Origin of the sequence: Burkholderia sp. AU44665 (assembly GCF_030504405.1) — a bacterium.
Classification (GTDB): Bacteria; Pseudomonadota; Gammaproteobacteria; order Burkholderiales; family Burkholderiaceae; genus Burkholderia; species Burkholderia semiarida.
This window is the reverse complement of the sequence record NZ_JAUJRI010000024.1, coordinates 64927-83703: the sequence shown is the minus strand read 5'-3', so window position 1 is coordinate 83703 and position 18777 is coordinate 64927. Positions and strand designations below refer to the sequence as shown.

Annotated in this window: 19 protein-coding genes; 10 read left to right on the top strand and 9 right to left on the bottom strand. The window is 70.4% G+C overall.

From position 1 onward, the window contains the following. Nucleotides 1-421: hypothetical protein (locus QZM15_RS29400; protein WP_302107781.1), on the bottom strand; the 421-nt coding region annotated here is incomplete at its 3' end. A 52-nt stretch (nucleotides 422-473) separates the two neighbouring features. Next, on the bottom strand, nucleotides 474-1319 hold the full coding sequence (locus tag QZM15_RS29395; RefSeq protein WP_059578345.1) for an aldo/keto reductase: 846 nt from the start codon (nucleotides 1317-1319) through the stop codon (nucleotides 474-476). A 167-nt stretch (nucleotides 1320-1486) separates the two neighbouring features. Between QZM15_RS29395 and QZM15_RS29390 the strand changes: the two genes are divergently transcribed. Beyond that, nucleotides 1487-2233: a GntR family transcriptional regulator gene (locus QZM15_RS29390; protein ID WP_006489667.1), complete on the top strand. Its 747-nt coding sequence runs from the start codon at nucleotides 1487-1489 to the stop codon at nucleotides 2231-2233. A 34-nt stretch (nucleotides 2234-2267) separates the two neighbouring features. Here QZM15_RS29390 and QZM15_RS29385 read toward each other — a convergent pair whose 3' ends face one another. After that, complete coding sequence (locus QZM15_RS29385) at nucleotides 2268-3659, bottom strand: CoA transferase (RefSeq protein ID WP_302107780.1); 1392 nt, start codon at nucleotides 3657-3659, stop codon at nucleotides 2268-2270. 140 nt (nucleotides 3660-3799) lie between these two features. Between QZM15_RS29385 and QZM15_RS29380 the strand changes: the two genes are divergently transcribed. Then, nucleotides 3800-5032: a citrate/2-methylcitrate synthase gene (locus QZM15_RS29380; RefSeq protein ID WP_302107779.1), complete on the top strand. Its 1233-nt coding sequence runs from the start codon at nucleotides 3800-3802 to the stop codon at nucleotides 5030-5032. On the opposite strand, the gene QZM15_RS29375 is transcribed toward QZM15_RS29380, so the two are convergent. Next, the gene (locus tag QZM15_RS29375) at nucleotides 5005-5328 is read right to left on the bottom strand and encodes a DUF2917 domain-containing protein (RefSeq protein ID WP_059578355.1); all 324 of its coding nucleotides are present in this window, start codon (nucleotides 5326-5328) and stop codon (nucleotides 5005-5007) included. The two genes, QZM15_RS29380 and QZM15_RS29375, sit on opposite strands and share 28 nt — an antisense overlap. A gap of 237 nt (nucleotides 5329-5565) precedes the next feature. Here QZM15_RS29375 and mdtD point away from each other — a divergent pair, with 237 nt between their 5' ends. Beyond that, the gene (gene mdtD / locus QZM15_RS29370; protein ID WP_059578356.1) at nucleotides 5566-7002 is read left to right on the top strand and encodes a multidrug transporter subunit MdtD; all 1437 of its coding nucleotides are present in this window, start codon (nucleotides 5566-5568) and stop codon (nucleotides 7000-7002) included. Between the two features lie 168 nt (nucleotides 7003-7170). Continuing rightward, nucleotides 7171-8445, top strand: coding sequence for an EAL domain-containing protein (locus QZM15_RS29365; protein ID WP_059578360.1), 1275 nt, complete (start codon nucleotides 7171-7173; stop codon nucleotides 8443-8445). Between the two features lie 26 nt (nucleotides 8446-8471). Here the strand turns inward: QZM15_RS29365 and QZM15_RS29360 are convergent, their stop codons facing one another. Both QZM15_RS29360 and QZM15_RS29355 read right to left on the bottom strand, forming a co-directional pair. Next, nucleotides 8472-9077, bottom strand: coding sequence for a bifunctional 2-polyprenyl-6-hydroxyphenol methylase/3-demethylubiquinol 3-O-methyltransferase UbiG (locus QZM15_RS29360; RefSeq protein ID WP_302107778.1), 606 nt, complete (start codon nucleotides 9075-9077; stop codon nucleotides 8472-8474). A gap of 237 nt (nucleotides 9078-9314) precedes the next feature. Next, on the bottom strand, nucleotides 9315-9839 hold the full coding sequence (locus QZM15_RS29355) for a DUF962 domain-containing protein (RefSeq protein ID WP_275905589.1): 525 nt from the start codon (nucleotides 9837-9839) through the stop codon (nucleotides 9315-9317). An 81-nt stretch (nucleotides 9840-9920) separates the two neighbouring features. Here QZM15_RS29355 and QZM15_RS29350 point away from each other — a divergent pair, with 81 nt between their 5' ends. Both QZM15_RS29350 and chrA read left to right on the top strand, forming a co-directional pair. After that, complete coding sequence (locus QZM15_RS29350) at nucleotides 9921-10628, top strand: Crp/Fnr family transcriptional regulator (RefSeq protein ID WP_059644863.1); 708 nt, start codon at nucleotides 9921-9923, stop codon at nucleotides 10626-10628. A gap of 117 nt (nucleotides 10629-10745) precedes the next feature. Further along, a complete protein-coding gene (gene chrA, locus QZM15_RS29345) occupies nucleotides 10746-11957 on the top strand; it encodes a chromate efflux transporter (protein ID WP_060966977.1) in 1212 nt (403 codons plus the stop codon). 111 nt (nucleotides 11958-12068) lie between these two features. Here chrA and sodB read toward each other — a convergent pair whose 3' ends face one another. Both sodB and xseA read right to left on the bottom strand, forming a co-directional pair. Continuing rightward, nucleotides 12069-12647 (bottom strand): superoxide dismutase [Fe], encoded by a 579-nt coding sequence (gene sodB, locus QZM15_RS29340; RefSeq protein ID WP_059578375.1) that lies wholly within the window; start codon nucleotides 12645-12647, stop codon nucleotides 12069-12071. Between the two features lie 229 nt (nucleotides 12648-12876). Further along, the gene (gene xseA / locus QZM15_RS29335; protein WP_302107777.1) at nucleotides 12877-14259 is read right to left on the bottom strand and encodes an exodeoxyribonuclease VII large subunit; all 1383 of its coding nucleotides are present in this window, start codon (nucleotides 14257-14259) and stop codon (nucleotides 12877-12879) included. A gap of 448 nt (nucleotides 14260-14707) precedes the next feature. Here xseA and lpxK point away from each other — a divergent pair, with 448 nt between their 5' ends. The 4 genes from lpxK (at nucleotide 14708) to adk (ending at nucleotide 17697) form a co-directional block, all read left to right on the top strand. After that, entirely contained in the window at nucleotides 14708-15736 is a 1029-nt protein-coding gene (gene lpxK, locus QZM15_RS29330; protein WP_059644854.1) for a tetraacyldisaccharide 4'-kinase, read from the top strand. After that, complete coding sequence (locus tag QZM15_RS29325) at nucleotides 15717-15911, top strand: Trm112 family protein (protein ID WP_006482216.1); 195 nt, start codon at nucleotides 15717-15719, stop codon at nucleotides 15909-15911. The genes lpxK and QZM15_RS29325 overlap by 20 nt, the downstream gene beginning before the upstream one ends. A 124-nt stretch (nucleotides 15912-16035) precedes the next feature. Continuing rightward, complete coding sequence (kdsB, locus tag QZM15_RS29320) at nucleotides 16036-16827, top strand: 3-deoxy-manno-octulosonate cytidylyltransferase (RefSeq protein WP_059578383.1); 792 nt, start codon at nucleotides 16036-16038, stop codon at nucleotides 16825-16827. A gap of 207 nt (nucleotides 16828-17034) precedes the next feature. Continuing rightward, nucleotides 17035-17697, top strand: coding sequence for an adenylate kinase (adk, locus tag QZM15_RS29315; RefSeq protein WP_059644851.1), 663 nt, complete (start codon nucleotides 17035-17037; stop codon nucleotides 17695-17697). Nucleotides 17698-17927: 230 nt separating this feature from the next. Here adk and QZM15_RS29310 read toward each other — a convergent pair whose 3' ends face one another. Continuing rightward, the gene (locus QZM15_RS29310) at nucleotides 17928-18770 is read right to left on the bottom strand and encodes a SirB1 family protein (protein WP_060313760.1); all 843 of its coding nucleotides are present in this window, start codon (nucleotides 18768-18770) and stop codon (nucleotides 17928-17930) included. Nucleotides 18771-18777: the final 7 nt, after the last annotated feature.

Here is an 18777-nt window from a genome sequence, read left to right as displayed (position 1 = left end):
ACCCGCATCGCGCGGGCGGCTCACGAACAGAACTTCGCGAGCAATCCGAGCTGCGCGTTGCGGATCGTCTTGCCGGTGCGGCGGCGGCGGCGGTGCTGGTGGCGGTGCTGGTGGCGGTGCTGGTGGCGGTGCTGGCGGCGGTGCTGGCGGCGGTGCTGGCGGCGGCGGTGCTGGTGGCGGCGGTGCTGGCGGCGGAGGCCATGGCAATGGCGGCGGCCACGGCAACGGCGGCGGCGGCCACGGCAATGGCGGCGGAAACGGTAACGGCGGCGGGAGCGGCGGCGCCAATGGCACCGGCGGCCACGGCAATGGCGGCGGCAACGGTAACGGCAATGGCAGCGGAGGCGCCGGCAACGGCGGGGCCAACGGTGTCGGCAACGGCAACGGCAACGGTGGCGGTCGCGGCAACGGCGGCGGTCACGGCAACGGCGGATCGCCCGGCGGCAACCACTGACCCCAAGCGTTGCCCGGGGTCAGAGCATCTCGAGCGCGCGCTTGCTGCGCGGCGGACGGAAATACGCGTCAAGCTGCACGCGCTCGTCATCGCTCAACACGACATCGAGCGCGGCGCGGTTGTCGCGTACGTGCTCGATTCGCGACGCCTTCGGAATCGCGAATACACCCGGCTGCGCGAGCACCCATGCCAGCGCGACGCGCATCACCGACACGCCGCGCAGCCGCGCGATCTCGTCGAGCGGCGAGCGTTTCGGCAGCCGCCCGTGATCGACCGGACTGTATGCCATCGCCGGTATCCGGCGCTCGGCCAGCCACGGCAGCAGGTCGAATTCCGGGCCGCGTCGCGCGATGTTGTAGAGAATCTGGTTGGTGGCGCACGCACCACCGCCCGCCTCGTCGACGAGTTCGGCCATGTCGGCCGTATCGAAGTTGCTCACGCCCCAGTGGCGAATCTTGCCCGCACGCTGCAACGCGTCGAAACCCTCGACCGTTTCCTCGAGCGGCACCGAACCCCGCCAGTGCAGCAGGTACAGGTCGAGGCGATCGGTTCGCAGGCGCTTGAGGCTCGCGTCGCACGCAGCGACGACCCCACGCCGGCTCGCATGGTGCGGATAGACCTTGCTGACGAGGAACACGTCGTCGCGCAGGCCCGCGAGTGCGTCGCCGACCAGTTCCTCGGTCGCGCCGTCGCCATACATCTCGGCCGTATCGACCAGCGTCATCCCGAGTTCGACGCCCTCGCGCAGCGCGGCGATCTCGTCCGCGCGCCGCGCCGGCCGCTCGCCCATTTCCCAGGTGCCCAGGCCCAGCTTCGGAATCGTCTCGCCGTTCGGCAAGACGACCGTGGCGATCGTGTCTGTCATGCGTTTCCTCGTTGCGGATTCGTGGCCGCGCACCGCGGCCGAAGCATCGGATACGACGCATCAGTGTAGTCAATCGGTACGCCTCGGGCCTGTCACGCGGCAAAAACCGGCTATAACGGCACGGCATGATGACTTAGAATGGCCGCAACCTGATCGATACCCATTGTATGAAGGCACCCACGGACGACCGCTGGCAGGACCTGCGCCCCGACCCCGACAACGATACGCCGCTCTACCTGCAGCTCGCCCGCAAGCTCGGCGATGCAATCCACGACAACCGCTGGACGGCCGGCGAAGCGCTGCCTTCCGAGCGTGTGTTGTCCGAAGCGCTCGGCGTGTCGCGCATCACCGCGCGCAAGGCGATCGCGCTGCTCGTCGAGCAAGGCTTGATCCGCCGCACGCAGGGCGCGGGCAACTTCATCCAGCCGCGCTACGAGGATCCGCTGTCGCGGCTGTCGAGCTTCAGCGAAATGCTCGAGCGCCGCGGCTTCAAGCCGAGCTCGCAGTGGCTCGCGCGCGAAATCCAGCCGGCCAACCGCGACGAAGTGATCCAGCTCGGGCTGTCGCCGGCCGCATCGGTTACGCGGCTGAAACGTCTGCGCCTGGCCGACGGCATCGTGATGGCCGTCGAGAACTCGACGTTCCCCGCGACGCTGATTCCCGATCCGCAGGCGATCGTCGGCTCCCTGTACAGCTATCTCGAAGCGCGCGGCACGCCGATCGTGCGCGCGCTGCAGCATTTCCGCGCGGTCAACGCAACCGACGAGATCGCCGAACAGATGGGCATCGCCCCGCACGACGCCCTGCTGCTGATCACGCGGATCGGCTATACGTCCGACCAGCGCGCGATCGAACTGACCGATACCTACTGCCGAAACGACTACTACGATTTCGTCGTCGAGCTGCGCAAGTAACGCGAGGCGAGGCGCCGGCGCTCACAACCAGCGCTCACAACCAGCGCGCGTCGTCGGTGCCGAGCGGCACGGGCGGACGCGCGAACGACGGCGGCGTCGCCGACAACCGCTCGGCCGGCCGCACGGTGTCGAGCACGCCGAACGGCGACGCGACGCGCTCGATCCGGTCGCGCACGTCGGCCAGCGCGAGATCGGGCGCGTGCAGCCCGCCCGGCACGGCGCCGAACGACTGCAGCCAGCGCCCCGTCTGCGCGAGCGACGTCCGCACGTGCCAGCTTCCCCCTTCGCGCGCCCGCCGGGCGAGCGCGATCATCGCGCCGAACGCCGCGAGATACCCCATTGCATGGTCGAGCGCCTGGCATGGCAGATGGCGCGGCCCGCTCGCCTGCGCGGCCTGCTGCTCGTGCCATGCGATTCCGCTCGCCGACTGCACGAGGCTGTCGAACCCGCGCCGCTTCGCCCACGGCCCGGCGTGCCCGTACGCCGACACCGACACGTAGACGATGCCGGGCCGCCGCTCGGCCAGCGCCCGCGGCGCGAACCCGCGCGCGGCGAGCGCGCCGGGCCGGTACGACTGCAGAAACACGTCCGTCTCGCGCGCCAGCGCGTGCAGCGTATCGACGCCTGCCGCGTCGCGCAGATCGATCCACGTCGAGCGCTTGCCGCGTCCGTTGTCGATCACGAGCGGCGCGATGTTCGGCAGGTGCGGGCCGTTGACGAGCAGCGTCTGCGCGCCATGCGACGCCAGCGTGCGGCCCGCGACCGGCCCCGCGATGATGCGCGTGAGATCGAGCACGCGCACGCCGGCCAGCGGCCGGCCGCCCTCGCCGCGGCCGATCGGCTCGGGCGGCGCGTCACCGATCCGCTCGATCTCGAACAGCGGCAGCGACGCGATCGCGCGCGCCTGCTCGTGCGCCGCCCATTCGTCAGGCGTTCTGATCAATGCCGCGCACAGGCCGGCGTCGGCCAGCGCGGTATCGAGCGCCGCGCCGTCCCACGTGCGAATCGCCGCGGCGACGTCGGCCGGCTGCGGGCCGCAGCCGAGCACGTCGAGAATGCCGTGCAGGTGATGCGGGAAATTCGCGTGCAGCTGAATCCAGCGTCCGTCGCCCGTCTCGAAGAAGCCGGTGACGGGATGACGCAACTCGGGCGGCGGCCCGTCGTCCACGCGCAGGTAGCGTTCGCTGCGAAACGCCACGAGCGCGTCGCGCACCGACACGTCGACCGATTGCGCCACGCCCGTGCGCAACCGATGGCATTCGGCTGCCGCGAGCGCCGCCGCGGCGATCGTCGCGGCGGCAAGCGTGCCCACATGAAACGTCGACGGCAACGTCGGGTCCTGCCCGGTCACGGTCGTGCGAGCCAGCGCGTCGCGCTCGCCGTGTGCGAGTTGCCAAAGATGCGCCAATGCGGATTCGGGTGTCATGGTGAAGGAGATACCGTTGAGGAGACGGAATCGAGTCTAGAATTCGCGACAGGCGCGATCAATCTTGATTGCGCGAATCAATACATAACGAATAGTTGTAGCGGTTCCGCGCTTCATGCGCGGCGACAGGAGCAACCGGCATGACGTCCCTCAGTGCGCAGGAAGCCGCCGGCATGCTCGGCGTCAGCGTGAGCACCCTCTATGCATACGTGAGCCGCGGCCTGCTGCGCTCGCTGCCCGACGGCGCGACCAAGCGCCGCCGCTACGACGCCGACGAAGTGCGCCTGCTCGCGCGCCGCCGCGCCGACGCGAAGCGCGCGGGCGGTGTCGCCGAACGTTCGCTCGACTGGGGCGTGCCGGTCCTGGAATCGCGGATCACGCAGATCGCCGACGGCCGCCTGCGCTATCGCGGCGCGGATGCGATCGCGCTAGCCGATACGGCAACACTCGAGGAAACGGCCGCGCGGCTGTGGGATTGTCCGCCCGCGCGGCTGGCCGCCGCGTCGCTCGCATCGACTGGTTTCGACGCGGCGCAATGGCGCGACTGGGCCCATCGCTGGGGGCCGCTCGCGCCGCTCGAACGCGCGCTGGTGCTGCTGCCGGCCGCGGCTGCATCGCTGCCGCGCCTGTGGGCGCAGGGGCGCGATGCACAGCTCGATTCCGCCGCGTTGCTGCTGCGCGTCGCGACGGCCGCGCTCGCCGGCATCGCGCCGGGCGACGCGCCCGTGCACCGGCAGCTCGCGGCCGCGTGGCGCGTGCGACGGCGCGCCGAAGCCGACCTGCTGCGGCGCGCGCTCGTGCTGTGCGCCGATCACGAACTGAATCCGTCGACTTTCGCGGTGCGCTGCATCGCGTCGACCGGCACCCATCTGTTCGGCGCGATCTCCGGCGGGCTCGCGGCGCTGTCGGGGCCGCGTCACGGCGGCGAGACGTTCCGCGCGGGCACGCTGCTCGACGAAGCGGCCCGCGCCGCCGATCTCGATCGCTACCTCGCGCTGCGGCTCGCGCACGACGAACGCGCGGACGGCGGCCGCACGGCCCTGTCCGGCTTCGCGCACCCGCTATACCCCGACGGCGATCCGCGCGCACGGGCGCTGCTCGATGCGCTGCACGCGGCGGCGCCCGAGCGGCCGGCGCTGCGCGTGGCGCGCGCGCTCGCCGCGCGCGTCGAAGCGGCGACGGGCCTGCGGCCGGCGATCGATTTCGCGCTCGCGGTGCTGGAGCGCACGCTCGCACTGCCCGACGGCGCGGCGTTCACGCTGTTCGCGGCCGGCCGCACGGCCGGCTGGATCGCGCACGCGCTCGAACAGTACGCGGACGGAAAGCTGATCCGGCCACGCGCACGCTACGTCGGCAGCGACGCGGCCGTGTGACGCCGGCCGTGACGCCACGCGGCGAACGGACGCCACCACGCGGACGCTGAGCGCACGGCCGGCGCCGCGAGCGGGCCGAACGCGAACGTCGCGCCGCGCGGCCCGGCGCCGACCCACGCGCGCATGCCGGGCAGCAACGTCAGCGATGCGCCCGCACCCAGCCAGTGATCGTCGGGCCGGCCCTCGACGGTCACCCACACGTCGCCTTCGGCCACTTCGAGCAGCGTGAGATCGACGATCCGCCACCGGCCGGCCGGCTCGTCGCCGTCCATCACGTAAAGTCGCAGTTCGCGCATGGCAGCCTCCTGGTCGCACGGGTTCGACGACACCAGTATTTCGGACGGAGGCGGCACACGGACAGATACGGCCGCGGACGCTTTCGGCTGAACTGTACTGGCCGCCCGACGGGGACAGGCTTCCCGTGGCGCGGCCGGCCGAGGTCGAGTCGGGCCGCATCACATATCGCCCCGAACCTGCACGGCGCGGCGGCTTTCCCTACAATGTCGGCTGTCCCGCGCCACCACCCCGCCCTCATGTTCCAACGCCCGCCCGCCGCCGCTCCCGGCGAAAAAAACCTCACCGTGATGCTCTGGCTCGTTGCGACGGGCTTCTTCATGCAGACGCTCGACGCGACGATCGTCAACACGGCGCTGCCGTCGATGGCCGCGAGCCTCGGCGAATCGCCGCTGCGGATGCAATCGGTCGTGATCGCGTACTCGCTGACGATGGCGGTGATGATCCCCGTGTCGGGCTGGCTCGCCGACACGTTCGGCACGCGACGCGTCTTCTTCAGCGCGATCCTGGTGTTCTCGCTCGGCTCGCTGCTGTGCGCGAACGCGCATACGCTGACGCAGCTCGTCGCGTTCCGCGTCGTGCAGGGCGTCGGCGGCGCGATGCTGCTGCCGGTCGGGCGGCTCGCGGTGCTGCGCACGTTTCCGGCCGAGCGCTACCTGCCGGCGCTGTCGTTCGTCGCGATTCCGGGCCTGATCGGCCCGCTGATCGGGCCGACGCTCGGCGGCTGGCTCGTGAAGATCGCGTCGTGGCACTGGATTTTCCTGATCAACGTGCCGGTCGGCGTCGCGGGCTGCATCGCGACCTTCTATTCGATGCCCGATTCGCGCAACCCGGCCGCCGGCCGCTTCGACCTGAAGGGCTATCTGCTGCTGACGATCGGCATGGTCGCGATCTCGCTGTCGCTCGACGGGCTCGCCGATCTCGGCATGCAGCACGCGGCCGTGCTGGTGCTGCTGGTCCTGAGCCTCGCGTGCTTCGTCGCGTACGGGCTGTACGCGGTGCGCGCGCCGCAGCCGATCTTCTCGCTCGAGCTGTTCAAGATCCACACGTTCAGCGTCGGGCTGCTCGGCAACCTGTTCGCGCGGATCGGCAGCGGCGCGATGCCGTACCTGATCCCGCTGCTGCTGCAGGTGAGCCTCGGCTACTCGGCATTCGAGGCCGGGCTGATGATGCTGCCGGTCGCGGCGGCCGGCATGTTCTCGAAGCGGATCATCACGCGCCTGATCACGCAGCACGGCTATCGCAAGGTGCTGCTCGCGAACACGATCATGGTCGGCGTGATGATGGCGAGCTTCGCGCTGATGCGCGACACGGTGCCGGTGTGGGTGAAGGTCGTGCATCTCGCGCTGTTCGGCGGCTTCAACTCGATGCAGTTCACCGCGATGAACACGCTGACGCTGAAGGATCTCGGCACCGGCGGCGCGAGCAGCGGCAACAGCCTGTTCTCGCTCGTGCAGATGCTGTCGATGAGCCTTGGCGTCACGGTCGCCGGCGCGCTGCTGGCGACGTTCACCGGCATGCTGCGCACCGTGACGCCGAGCAACACGCTGCCGGCGTTCCACGCGACGTTCATCTGCGTCGGGATCATCACGGCCGCGTCCGCGTGGATCTTCGCGCAGCTCGCGCCCGAGATCCGCGGCCCGGCGCGCAAGACCGACCCGTCCGAGCGCGCGTGACGCGCGGCGCGCGCCGAATCGGGCCGGCGCGCACCATCGCGGTGCAACGCGACCCGGCCGCCCGCGTACCGGCCGCGCCGGGCGGCCGTACACGGCGCCATGCCGCCGTGCATGCTTCTTGCTGGCCTATTCTGTAGGTAAACTGGCAGCCTTCCTTCGGCCGACATCATGAGCATGATCGAAATCGATCCCCCCGGCTTTCAGCCGCCCCGCCCGGTCGCCGGCGACGACGGGAACCGGCGCACCGTGCTGTACGGCGGCTACACCGTGTTCAGCGTGTTTCAGCCCGTTTTCTCGGTGTCGCACCGGCGCGCGATCGGCTATCACGCGTCGCTGCGCGCGCACGACGAGGAAAACCGTCAGGTGGCGTCGCACGAGGTGTTCACGCAGGCGGCACGGCGCGGCGACCTGCTCGAGCTCGGCCGGCTCGCCGAATCGTTGCATCTCGGTAACTTCCACGCGTTCGACAGCCACGACGAGTGGCTCTTCCTGAGCCTGCATCCGGCCGCGCTGATGGACACCGTGTACGGCGACGCGCTGCTCGCGAACCTGAAGGCGCTCGGGCTGCCGCCGCACCGCGTGGTGCTCGAGGTGCCCGAACAGGCCGGCGGCGAGACGCCGCGCTATGCGGCGATCATCGACGGGCTGCGCAAGGCCGGCTTCCTGATCGCGCTCGTCGGATTCGGCGCGAAGCATTCGAACATCGATCGCGTGTGGCACCTGCATCCCGACATCGTCACGCTCGACCGCGGCATCCTCGCGCAGGCGAGCGAGCACTCGCATCTCGAACGCGTGCTGCCGGGGCTCGTGTCGCTGCTGCACGAATCCGGCCAGCTCGTGCTGATGGGTGGGCTCGCGACCGAACGCGACGCGCTGATCGCGCTCGAATGCGACGTCGATTTCGTGCAGGGCCAGTACTTCGCGGGGCCGAGCGTCGACCCCGTGCAGCCGCAGGCCGCCGCGGGCTGCATGGATACGCTGTCGGCCGCGCTGCGGCTGCGCGTCGCGCAGCGCGAGCGCACGCAGGCGGAACGGCTCGCGCCGTACGTCGCCGCGCTCGAGGAAGCGAGCCGCAAGCTCGGCGCGGGCGAATCGCTCACCGATGCGGCGGCCGCGGTGCTCGGGCTGCCCGAGACCGCACGCTGCTTCCTGCTCGACGCGTCGGGCCGCCAGATCGGCGACAACGTGCTCGCGCGCGGCAGCGTGTCGCAACGCGCGAAGCGCTTCCGGCCGCTGCTGCATTCCGAAGGCGCGAGCTGGGAACGCCGCCCGTACTTCATCGACGCGATGCGCGCGCCGGGCGGCGTGCATCTGACGCCGCCCTACCTGTCGATCAACGAGGCGCACCTGTGCGTGACCGCGTCGATCGCCGCACCGGCCGCGACGGGCATGCAGGTGCTCTGCGTCGACATCAACTGGGAAGCGGCGCTCAGCCGCGAGTAAGTGCCAAGTGCGCCGGCGCGGCGCGCTCACGCGTCGCCGCCGGCCCTGCGCACGATCAACCGGTGCACGCGCTTGCCGGACGATGCGCTGACGACCTCGTGCTCGTCGATCACGCGCACGCCGGCGCCGAGCGCCGCATGCATCCGCGCCGAATCGAGCGGTGTATAGAGGCGGCCGCGCTCGTCGCGCAGCACGCCGTTTCCGGCCACCCGCCAGCTCAGGTACAACGTGCCGCCCGGCATCAGCAGATCGGCCAGCCGCGCGGCAGCCGCCGCCGCGTCCGCCTGTTCGAGATGCATGACGACCGTTTCGCACAGTACGTTGCGAAACGCGCCGGACGGTACGCCGGCCAGCGCCGGGAGCGCGGCCCGCTCGAAAATCAGATCCCGATGGCGCCGCCGCGCCTCGTCGAGCAGCGCGGCGCTCGCGTCGTAGCCGCGCACGTCGAAGCCGCGCGATGCGAGCCACGCCGTATCGCGCCCGGGGCCGCAGCCGACGTCGGCGGTCAGCCCCGGCGAGAAATACTGTTCGAGCAGTGCGTACATGTCGTCGGGCGCAGCCTGGTCGAGCCAGTCCTGCGCGTATTGCGCGGCATGGGCGTCGTAGGCATCGAGGGTCGGGCGATCCACCATGGCGATTGCTCCGCAAAGGCGTCGTATGACGCACTCCGCATCTTAGCCGTTGCGTACGGCCTGCGCCGACGGCGGATGGTGCGACGCCGGCCTGCGCGGCCTGCACGCGCGCCGCCGCGACGCCTGACGCGCCGCCGCGCTTGCCGCGTCGTGAACGAGCGCGCACAGTCGCGCATTGACCGGCGCCGGCGCACCGAAGCGCCCGCGCCGAACAGGCGGACCGGCCCGGCCGGCGCATCAGACAGGTGAATGCGCGCCGCCGTGCACGGGGCCCGCGCGCCGCTCGACTTCGCGGCGCACGTCGCCGCGCAGCCCCGCGAAGAACGCGACCTCGGCGACGACGAACAGCGGCCCGACGATCAGGCCGGCCAGATCGTCGACGAACGCGGGCTTGCGGCCTTCGAACCAGTGCCCGACGAACTGCACGATCCAGCCGACGACGAACGCGCCGATGCCGATCGCGAGCCATTGCGCGGTCGGCCGCAGCGCCAGCGACTGCGCGGCCCACAGGCCAAGTGCGAACAGCACGGTCATCACGATCCCGAACCGCAGGTCGAGACGCAGGTAAAACGCCGCGGACGCGACGGCGAGCAGCAGTGCGGGCGACAGCGCGATGCCGGCCGGCGTCCCGAGCGCCGGCCGCGACAGCAGCACCGCGATCGCGAACACGATCATCGGGATGCCGACCAGATGGGTCGCGATGTTGCGCGCGTCGCGATGGTAGGCCGCATACCGGGAAAGATGGTCTTCGAGGGTCTTCATGGCGTCTCCTGATCGGTTATTGAGCGCTATGATGCGCATCACGCCCGAGAACCGCTGTCAGCTACCCGACATCGCGCGCCCATGCCTTCCTCGCTCGCCCCGTACCTGCCGCAGATCGAAGCGAACCCGTGGTTCGCCGCGCTGCCGCCCGCGCTGCGCGCGGAGCTGATCGCCCGCGCGACGCCGCGCCATCTGCCGTCCGGCCAGGCGCTGTTCCGGCGCGGCGACCCGCCGTGCGGGCTGTACGCGGTGCTGGCCGGTTCACTCACGATAGGCGCGGTCGATCCGCAGGGCAAGGAAGCGCTGCTGACGGTGGCGGAGCCCGTCACCTGGTTCGGCGAGATCGCGTTGTTCGACGGCCGTCCGCGTACGCACGACGCCATCGCGCTCGACGACACGCTGCTGCTGCACGTACCGCAGGCCGCGCTGCTCGCGATCCTCGATACGACGCCGCAATACTGGCGGCAGTTCGCGCTGCTGATGGCGCAAAAGCTGCGCCTGAGCTTCCTGACGGTCGAATCGATAAGCGTGATGCCGGCCGCGCAGCGGCTTGCCGCGCGGCTGCTGATGATCGCCGAAGGCTACGGCGGCATCAGCGCCGGGCGCACGCACATCCGGCTGTCGCAGGAAATGCTCGCGTCGATGCTGTCGCTGACGCGGCAGACGACCAACCAGTTGCTGAAGGCGCTGCAGGCCGATGGCGTCGTGCGACTGCACGTCGGCGAGATCGAACTCGTGGACGTCGACGCGTTGCGCCGCGCGAGCGGGCTCGGCGACGGCGCGTACTGAACGGCGCGCCACGGCCTCTATCGGCCCCTATCAGCCTGTATCGGCCGCGACGCGCTGCCCGCGGCGGCCGAGTTGCGCTATCGTGGCGGCTCGTTTCCGTCCACCGCGCGCATCGCCTTGAACACGTCGACCGTCCCCGCCCCCGCCCGTCATCCGTGGCCCGTATTCATCGCGTTCGTGCGGCTAGGCCTCACGTCGTTCGGCGGGCCGGTCGCGCATCTCGGCTACTTTCGCGCGGAATTCGTCACGCGGCGCGGCTGGCTCACCGAGCGCACCTATGCCGATCTCGTCGGGCTGTGCCAGTTCCTGCCCGGGCCGGCGAGCAGCCAGGTCGGGATGGCGATCGGTCTCGCGCGTGCCGGCTATGCCGGCATGTTCGCCGCGTGGCTCGGCTTCACGCTGCCGTCGGCGCTGCTGATGATGCTGTTCGCGCTCGGCGTTCACGCGACAGGCGCGCCGATCGAAGCCGGCGCGCTGCACGGGCTGCGCATCGTCTCGGTCGCGGTGATCGCGCAAGCCGTGTGGGGCATGGCGCGCACGCTGTGCCCCGATGCCCGGCGCGTCACGCTGATGGCCGCGGCCGCGTGCGTGGCGCTGCTCGCGCCGGCCGCGTGGACGCAGGTCGCGGTGATCGCGGTGGCCGCGGCCGCCGGTCTCGCGCTGCTGCCGCAGCCGGCACGCGATGCGCACGAACCGTTGCCGCTGCACGTGTCGCCGCGCGCAGGCGTGCTGTGGCTCGCACTGTTCGCGGCGCTGCTCGCCGCACTGCCGTTCGCGGCCCGCGCGCTGCGCTCCGATACGCTGGCCGTCGTCGATGCGTTCTTCCGCACGGGCGCGCTCGTGTTCGGCGGCGGCCATGTGGTGCTGCCGCTGCTGCAGGCGGCCGTGGTCGCGCCGGGCTGGGTCGGCGATTCGGCGTTTCTCGCCGGGTATGGCGTCGCGCAGGCCGTGCCGGGGCCGCTGTTCACGTTCTCGGCATTTCTCGGTGCGTCGCTGCGCGACGCGCCGAATGGCTGGCTCGGCGGCACGATCGCACTCGTGTCGATCTTCGCGCCGTCGTTCCTGCTCATCGCCGGCACCGCGCCGTTCTGGGAACGCCTGCGCCGCAGCGCGCGCATGCAGGCAGCGCTCGCCGGCGTGAACGCGGCCGTCGTCGGGCTGCTGCTCGCCGCGCTCTATCACCCGGTCTGGACCGACACGATCGTCGCGCCGCGCGACCTGGCCGCCGCGCTGGTCGCGTTCGTCGCGCTGGTGTTCTGGCGCGTGCCGCCCTGGGCCGTCGTGATCGCGAGCGCGGCGCTCGGCTGGCTGCTCGGCATGGCCGGCTGAGCCGGCCGGCGCGACACGTTCGGGGCGGGACAAAACAAAAAGCCCTCGAAACCGAGGGCTCCGAGGGCCTTGTTCGATGCCGCGCGCCGTGACGGCGCGCAGGCGCCGGACTTACGCGAAGTTCTTCGCTGCGAAGTCCCAGTTCACGATGTTCCAGAACGCTTCGACGAACTTCGGACGCGCGTTGCGGTAGTCGATGTAGTACGCGTGTTCCCACACGTCGATCGTCAGCAGCGGCTTGTCGGCGGTCGTCAGCGGCGTGGCGGCGTTGCTGGTCGACACGATGTCGAGCGAACCGTCGGCCTTCTTCACGAGCCATGCCCAGCCCGAACCGAACGTGCCGACCGCGGCCTTCGTGAACGCTTCCTTGAATGCGTCGTACGAACCCCACTTCGCGTTGATCGCGTCGCCCAGCGCGCCCGACGGTGCGCCGCCGCCGTTCGGCGACAGGCTGTTCCAGAAGAACGTGTGGTTCCAGATTTGCGCGGCGTTGTTGAAGATGCCGCCCGACGACTTCTTGATGATCTCTTCCAGCGGCAGGTTTTCGAATTCCGTGCCCGGGATCAGATTGTTCAGGTTCGTCACATAAGCCTGGTGGTGCTTGCCGTAGTGGTACTCGATCGTCTCTTTCGAGATGGTCGGCGCGAGTGCGTCTTCAGCGTACGGGAGCGGCGGGAGCGTATGAGCCATGGCGATTCCTTCGTTGAGTATGTAGGGAGGCTGTGTTGGATGCTGCCGAGCGTCCGATTGTAGGCGAGGACGAATAACCCCGCAAACTCACGGGCCATTTATCCGCGGTATGCGGAAAAGCGATGCTGGCGCAACGTCCGGCAGGGCGAACCGGACGATGCGCAGCATTCGTGCCCGGCCGCGCGGCATGCGTTGCGATGATCCTCGCGCCTCGCGCGCGACGCTTGCGTCAGATCGTATCGGTCAGCCGCGGCTGCACGTCGGCGAGCGACACGTCGGCCGCGCCTTCGGCGAGATGCACGGTCAGGCGCCGCTGCGGCTTCAGCGCGCTCGGCGCGCGTACCGCGCGGCCCGTCTGCGCATCGATCAACGCCGCATAGCCGCGCTCGAGCGTACGCTGCGGGCTCAGCACCTCGAGCCGTGCGGCACAGGCCGACACACGCGCAGTGTCGCGTTCGTGACGACGCTGCAGCGCGACCGCGAGACGTTGCGACAACCCCGCGAGCGCGTGGCGCGCCTGTGACGCGTCGGGCCGCGCGCGCTGCCAGCGTAGTTGCACGAGCGCGAAACGCGCGCGCGCATCGCGCACCGGCCGCGATGCCGCCGACGCGAGCCGCACCGCGAGCTGCTCGACGTGCGTGCGCTGCCGCTGCAGCCGCTCGGCCGGGCTCACGAGCCGGCGCGCGAGCCAGTCGAGCTGCTGCGCGCGCTGTTCGAGCCGGCGCGCCATGCCGCGCGCGAGCGCGCGCTGGCGCTCGTCGACCTCGCGCAGCAGCAGCGCCCGCTGCGGGCTCGCGAGTTCGGCCGCGCCGGTCGGCGTCGGCGCGCGCAGGTCGGCCGCGAAATCGGCGATCGTGAAATCGGTTTCGTGCCCGACGCCGCTCACGACCGGCAGCTCGCTCGCCGCGATCGCGCGCGCGAGCGCTTCGTCGTTGAACGACCACAAATCCTCGATCGAGCCGCCGCCGCGGCACACCAGCAGCACGTCGACCTCGCGCCGCGCGTTCGCGGTCGCGACGGCCGCGACGAGCTTTTCGGCGGAACCGGCGCCCTGCACGGGAGCCGGATAGACGATCACCGGAATGTGCGGCGCGCGCCGGGCGAGCGTGGTCAGCACGTCGCGCAGCGCGGCGGCCTGCAGCGACGTGACGATGCCGATCGCGCGCGGATGAGCCGGCAACGGCCGCTTGCGCTCGGGGGCGAACAGGCCCTCGCCTTCGAGCTGGGCCTTCAGCCGCAGGAACGCCTCGTACAGGCGCCCCTGCCCGGTGCGCCGCACGGCTTCGACGTTGAGCTGCACCTCGCCGCGCGGCTCGTACATCGTGACGACCGCGCGCACCTCGATGCGGTCGCCTTCGCGCGGCGTGAATTCCGCGTATTGGGCGCGGCCGCGGAACATCACGCAGCGCATCTGCGCCTGCTGGTCCTTGATCGAAAAATACCAGTGGCCGCTCGCGGCGCGCGTGAAATTCGACACTTCGCCGGAAATCCACAGCAGCGGAAACGAACGCTCGAGCATCGTCGAAATCGCACGGTTGAGCGCCGAAACGGGAATCACTTCGTCGCCGCCGCGCGTGGCGCCGGGTGCGGAAAAAGGAGAATCGGAAAGCATGGGCGGTCGGATGAATGCTGGCGGCGTCACGATAGTCCGACACGCGCGCGGCGTCCAGCGTCGCCGTATTCGCCGCCACGCGTGGAAGGTGTCCACACGCTGACATTCGTCCGCGTAAAACGCGCGGAAACCGCCAAAAAATCCAGACGATTCTCCGTAACGCCTTGATTTTTATAATTTTTTAAACCTTTCAGAATGATTCTCATCCGATTCGATGCCCGCCGGACGGGCGTTTGAGGCCATCGACCGGGGAGTTCTTCACAGAGTTATCCACAGGCCGGCACGATCCCGCCCCGTCGGCCGGGTCGGCCGGTCGCGCTTGCCGCGTCGGCGTGCGGCGCGCTAGAGTGCCGCCTTCCACGGCCCTGCGGCACGCGCCGCCCAACGGAGAATCCGCCTTGACGAATCCGTCCCTCGCCGCGGCGCACGACGCGCCGCGCCCGGCCCGATGAGCGCGCCCGGCGGTCCGCTCGCGCGGCTCGAAGCGCGCCTGACACGCGAATGGCAGCGGCGCGGCGCGCTCGCGTGGGCGCTCACGCCGTTCGCATGCGTGTTCGGCCTGTGCGCGGCGCTGCGGCGCACTGCTTACGCGCAAGGCTGGAAGCAGCCGATCGACGTCGGCGTGCCGGTCGTCGTGGTCGGCAACGTGACCGTCGGCGGCACCGGCAAGACGCCGACCGTGATCGCGCTCGTCGACGCGCTGCGCGCGGCCGGCTTCACGCCTGGCGTCGTGTCGCGCGGCTATGGCGCGACCGTGAAGGCGCCGACCGCCGTCACGCCGGCGTCGCGCGCGGGCGCGGCCGGCGACGAACCGCTGCTGATCGCGCGCCGCACCGGCGCGCCCGTGTGGGTGTGCCCCGACCGCGTCGCGGCCGCGCAGGCGCTGCGCGCCGCGCACCCGGACGTCGACGTGATCGTCAGCGACGACGGCCTGCAGCACTACCGCCTCGCGCGCACCGTCGAGCTCGTCGTGTTCGACCACCGGCTCGGCGGCAACGGCTTCCTGCTGCCGGCCGGGCCGCTGCGCGAGCCGCTGTCGCGGCACCGCGACGCGACGCTCGTCAACGATCCGTACAGCGGCGCGCTGCCGCCGTGGCCCGACACCTACGCGCTCGCGCTGACGCCGGGCGCCGCGTGGCACCTCGACCAGCCCGCGCTGCGCCGCCCGCTGTCGCAGTTCGCGAACGAACGCGTGCTCGCCGCGGCCGGCATCGGCGCGCCGGAGCGCTTCTTCGCGACGCTGCGCGCGGCCGGCCTCGCGCCGGCGACCCGCGCGCTGCCCGACCATTACGCGTTCGCCGACAATCCGTTCGTCGACGATGCCGTCGATGCGATCCTGATCACCGAGAAGGATGCAGTAAAATTGGGCGCTTCCTGGCGCGACGCCCGACTGTGGGTGGTCCCCGTCGAAGCCGCGCTCGACCCTCGCCTCATTGCCCTCGTTGTGGAGAAACTCCGTGGACGCTCGCCTGCTTGAAATCATTGTGTGCCCTATCTGCAAAGGCCCGCTCCACTACGACCGCGCCGCGCAGGAGCTGATCTGCAACGCGGACAAGCTCGCGTACCCGATCCGCGACGGCATCCCCGTGATGCTGGTCGACGAAGCGCGCCAGACCGTCGAAGGCACGCCGGTCGACCCGGCCGGCCGCTGAGCCGCCGCGCCGCTCGCCCGGCGCACCGATTCGTACCCGACGGCCCGGCCCCGGCCGGGCCGCCGCACTGCGCCGGGCGACCGGCTTCCGGCGTCGCCCGCCCCGTCCTTTTCAACGCTTCCCGATGACTCACCCGCAACCCTTCATCGCCGTCATTCCCGCCCGGCTCGCGTCGACGCGGCTCCCGAACAAGCCGCTCGCCGATCTCGGCGGTAAGCCGATGGTCGTGCGTGTCGCCGAGCGCGCGCGCGAAGCGGGCGCGCAGCAGGTGCTCGTCGCATCCGACGCGCAGAGCGTGCTCGACGCGGCGCGCGATCACGGCTTCGAAGCAGTGCTCACGCGCGCCGATCATCCGTCCGGCACCGACCGGCTCGCGGAAGTCGCGGCGGCTTTCGGCTGGCGCGACGACACCGTCGTCGTCAACGTGCAGGGCGACGAACCGCTGATCGACCCCGCGCTGGTCCGCGACGTAGCGTCGCACCTGGCCGCGCATCCGGCGTGCGCGATCGCCACCGCGGCCCACCCGATCCACGACGCGGCCGACGTGTTCAACCCGAACGTCGTGAAGGTCGCGCTCGACGCGCAGAGTGTCGCGCTGTACTTCTCGCGCGCGCCGATTCCGTGGAGCCGCGACGCATATCAGCCGCACTGGCCCGACGTCGCGGCCATGCCAGCGCCGGCTTTCCCGGTCTACCGGCACATCGGCCTCTATGCATATCGCGCGCGTTTCCTGCGCACCTATCCGTCGCTCGCGCAGGCGCCGATCGAGCAGGCCGAGCAGCTCGAACAGCTGCGCGCGCTGTGGCACGGCGAGCGCATCGCGGTACTGATCACCGAATCCGCGCCCGAAGCCGGCATCGATACGCCGGCCGATCTCGCGCGCGTGCAGGCCCTTTTTCGGCCGGGTTCAAAATAACCCATGGCATAATCAGGCGATTGTGCGAGCCGTCCGCGACCAGCGCGTCCTCGCTTGACCCGCCCGTGGCGCCGCCGGCAGCCGCGCGTCGCTCGAACCGACGCGCCGCATCAGACCGGTCCGCCACGCGCCGTGCAAGTCCCGCGCCCACTGTCGCCGGCACGTTTGTGTCTCGCCACACGAATCTACATACTTGGAGATATCACCATGCGTTTGATCCTGTTGGGCGCGCCCGGCGCGGGAAAGGGCACCCAGGCAAACTTCATCAAGGAAAAATTCGGCATCCCGCAAATCTCGACGGGCGACATGCTGCGCGCGGCCGTGAAGGCCGGCACGCCGCTCGGCGTCGAGGCGAAGGGCTACATGGACGCCGGCAAGCTCGTGCCGGACGCGCTGATCATCGGCCTCGTGAAGGAGCGCCTGATGGAACCCGACTGCGCGAACGGCTATCTGTTCGACGGTTTCCCGCGCACGATCGCGCAGGCTGACGCGATGAAGGAAGCCGGCGTCGCGATCGACTACGTGCTCGAGATCGACGTCCCGTTCTCGGAAATCGTCGAGCGCATGAGCGGCCGCCGCACGCACCCGGCATCGGGCCGCACGTACCACGTCAAGTTCAATCCGCCGAAGGTCGAAGGTCTCGACGACGTGACGGGCGAACCGCTGATCCAGCGCGACGACGACAAGGAAGAAACGGTCAAGAAGCGTCTCGAAGTGTACGAAGCGCAGACCAAGCCGCTGATCACGTACTACGGCGACTGGGCGCGGCGCGGCGAGGAAAACGGTCTGAAGGCGCCGCAGTATCGCAAGATCTCGGGTCTCGGCACCGTCGACGAAATCCGCGAGCGCGCGTTTGACGCACTGAAGTAAGCCGCGCGTCGCGCACTGGCAGGCCGCCCGTTCCGGGCGGCTTTTTTTTCGCCTGCGCGCGATTCGCGCGACCGGGCGCGTGTCGCCACCGCACGAATCCGATGCTCGGCGGCGAAGTGATTCGCGTCGACGGTGTGATCCGGATGCAGCCGAAGCCAATGCACGCGCGCAAGAAAAACGCCCGCGGTGCGGGCGTCATTGTCGCGTACCGGCGCCGGCGCGGTGGTCGCTCAATCCTCGCCGTCGCGCTGCATCCGCTGCCGCAATTCGCTGACCTGCGACTCGACGACGGTCGCGTCTTCCGCCTCCGGCCGCTCGCCGAGATACTGCTCGAGATCCTCGAGCGCGGGACGCAGGTAGTCGAGCCGCGCATACGCGAAGCCGCGGTCGCGCACCTCGTCGAGCTGCTCGGGCAGCAGGATCACGAGCCGCTGCTGCACCGCGAGCAACCGCTGCCAGCGTTCCGTCTGCAGATAGATCGTCTTCAGGTTGCGCAGCATCCGCGCGATGATCTCGCGGCTCGTCGCGGGCTGCAGCAGCGCGCGCAACGCGCTGTCGACCGCGCCGGCCGCCCGCGCGACGTACGGCTCGAGCATCTCGACCATCTCGGCCTCGGACAGCGAATGGCCGTTGGTCGGATCGATGATCAGGTCGCCGTCCGGAAGCGTCACACGCAACAGGAAATGGCCGGGAAACGACACGCCGCGCGCCGGCACGCCGATCTGCTCGGCGAGTTCCAGGTACAGCACCGACAGCGAGATCGGAATCCCGCGCCGCCGTTTCAGCACGGCATTCAGGTGGCTGTTATCGGGGTCGTAGTAATCGTTGTGATTGCACGCGAAGCCGAGCTCGCGGAAGAAGAAGTCGTTCAGCGCGGCGACGCGGCCCTTCAGGTCCGCATCGTCGGCGAGCCGCCGGCGCAGCCGCGCCGCCAGCATGTCGAGTTCGGCCAGCGTGCCTTGCAGGTCGAGGTCGGGATACGCGTCCTGCGCCAGCGACAGCGCGGCTTCCGTGACGGGCAGACTGTCGTCGTCCGCCACGAGCGTGCTGAAGTAGTCGAGGACGCGGGTCATTGCGGTC

Coding starts and splice junctions, on each gene's coding strand:
- mdtD (WP_059578356.1), top strand. CDS start 5,566: ATGTTCCAACGCCCGCCCGCCGCCGCTCCCGGCGAAAAAAACCTCACC.
- QZM15_RS29365 (WP_059578360.1), top strand. CDS start 7,171: ATGAGCATGATCGAAATCGATCCCCCCGGCTTTCAGCCGCCCCGCCCG.
- kdsB (WP_059578383.1), top strand. CDS start 16,036: ATGACTCACCCGCAACCCTTCATCGCCGTCATTCCCGCCCGGCTCGCG.
- QZM15_RS29310 (WP_060313760.1), bottom strand. CDS start 18,770: ATGACCCGCGTCCTCGACTACTTCAGCACGCTCGTGGCGGACGACGAC.
- QZM15_RS29380 (WP_302107779.1), top strand. CDS start 3,800: ATGACGTCCCTCAGTGCGCAGGAAGCCGCCGGCATGCTCGGCGTCAGC.
- QZM15_RS29355 (WP_275905589.1), bottom strand. CDS start 9,839: ATGAAGACCCTCGAAGACCATCTTTCCCGGTATGCGGCCTACCATCGC.
- sodB (WP_059578375.1), bottom strand. CDS start 12,647: ATGGCTCATACGCTCCCGCCGCTCCCGTACGCTGAAGACGCACTCGCG.
- xseA (WP_302107777.1), bottom strand. CDS start 14,259: ATGCTTTCCGATTCTCCTTTTTCCGCACCCGGCGCCACGCGCGGCGGC.
- lpxK (WP_059644854.1), top strand. CDS start 14,708: ATGAGCGCGCCCGGCGGTCCGCTCGCGCGGCTCGAAGCGCGCCTGACA.
- adk (WP_059644851.1), top strand. CDS start 17,035: ATGCGTTTGATCCTGTTGGGCGCGCCCGGCGCGGGAAAGGGCACCCAG.
- QZM15_RS29385 (WP_302107780.1), bottom strand. CDS start 3,659: ATGACACCCGAATCCGCATTGGCGCATCTTTGGCAACTCGCACACGGC.
- QZM15_RS29360 (WP_302107778.1), bottom strand. CDS start 9,077: ATGGTGGATCGCCCGACCCTCGATGCCTACGACGCCCATGCCGCGCAA.
- QZM15_RS29350 (WP_059644863.1), top strand. CDS start 9,921: ATGCCTTCCTCGCTCGCCCCGTACCTGCCGCAGATCGAAGCGAACCCG.
- QZM15_RS29390 (WP_006489667.1), top strand. CDS start 1,487: ATGAAGGCACCCACGGACGACCGCTGGCAGGACCTGCGCCCCGACCCC.
- QZM15_RS29375 (WP_059578355.1), bottom strand. CDS start 5,328: ATGCGCGAACTGCGACTTTACGTGATGGACGGCGACGAGCCGGCCGGC.
- QZM15_RS29395 (WP_059578345.1), bottom strand. CDS start 1,319: ATGACAGACACGATCGCCACGGTCGTCTTGCCGAACGGCGAGACGATT.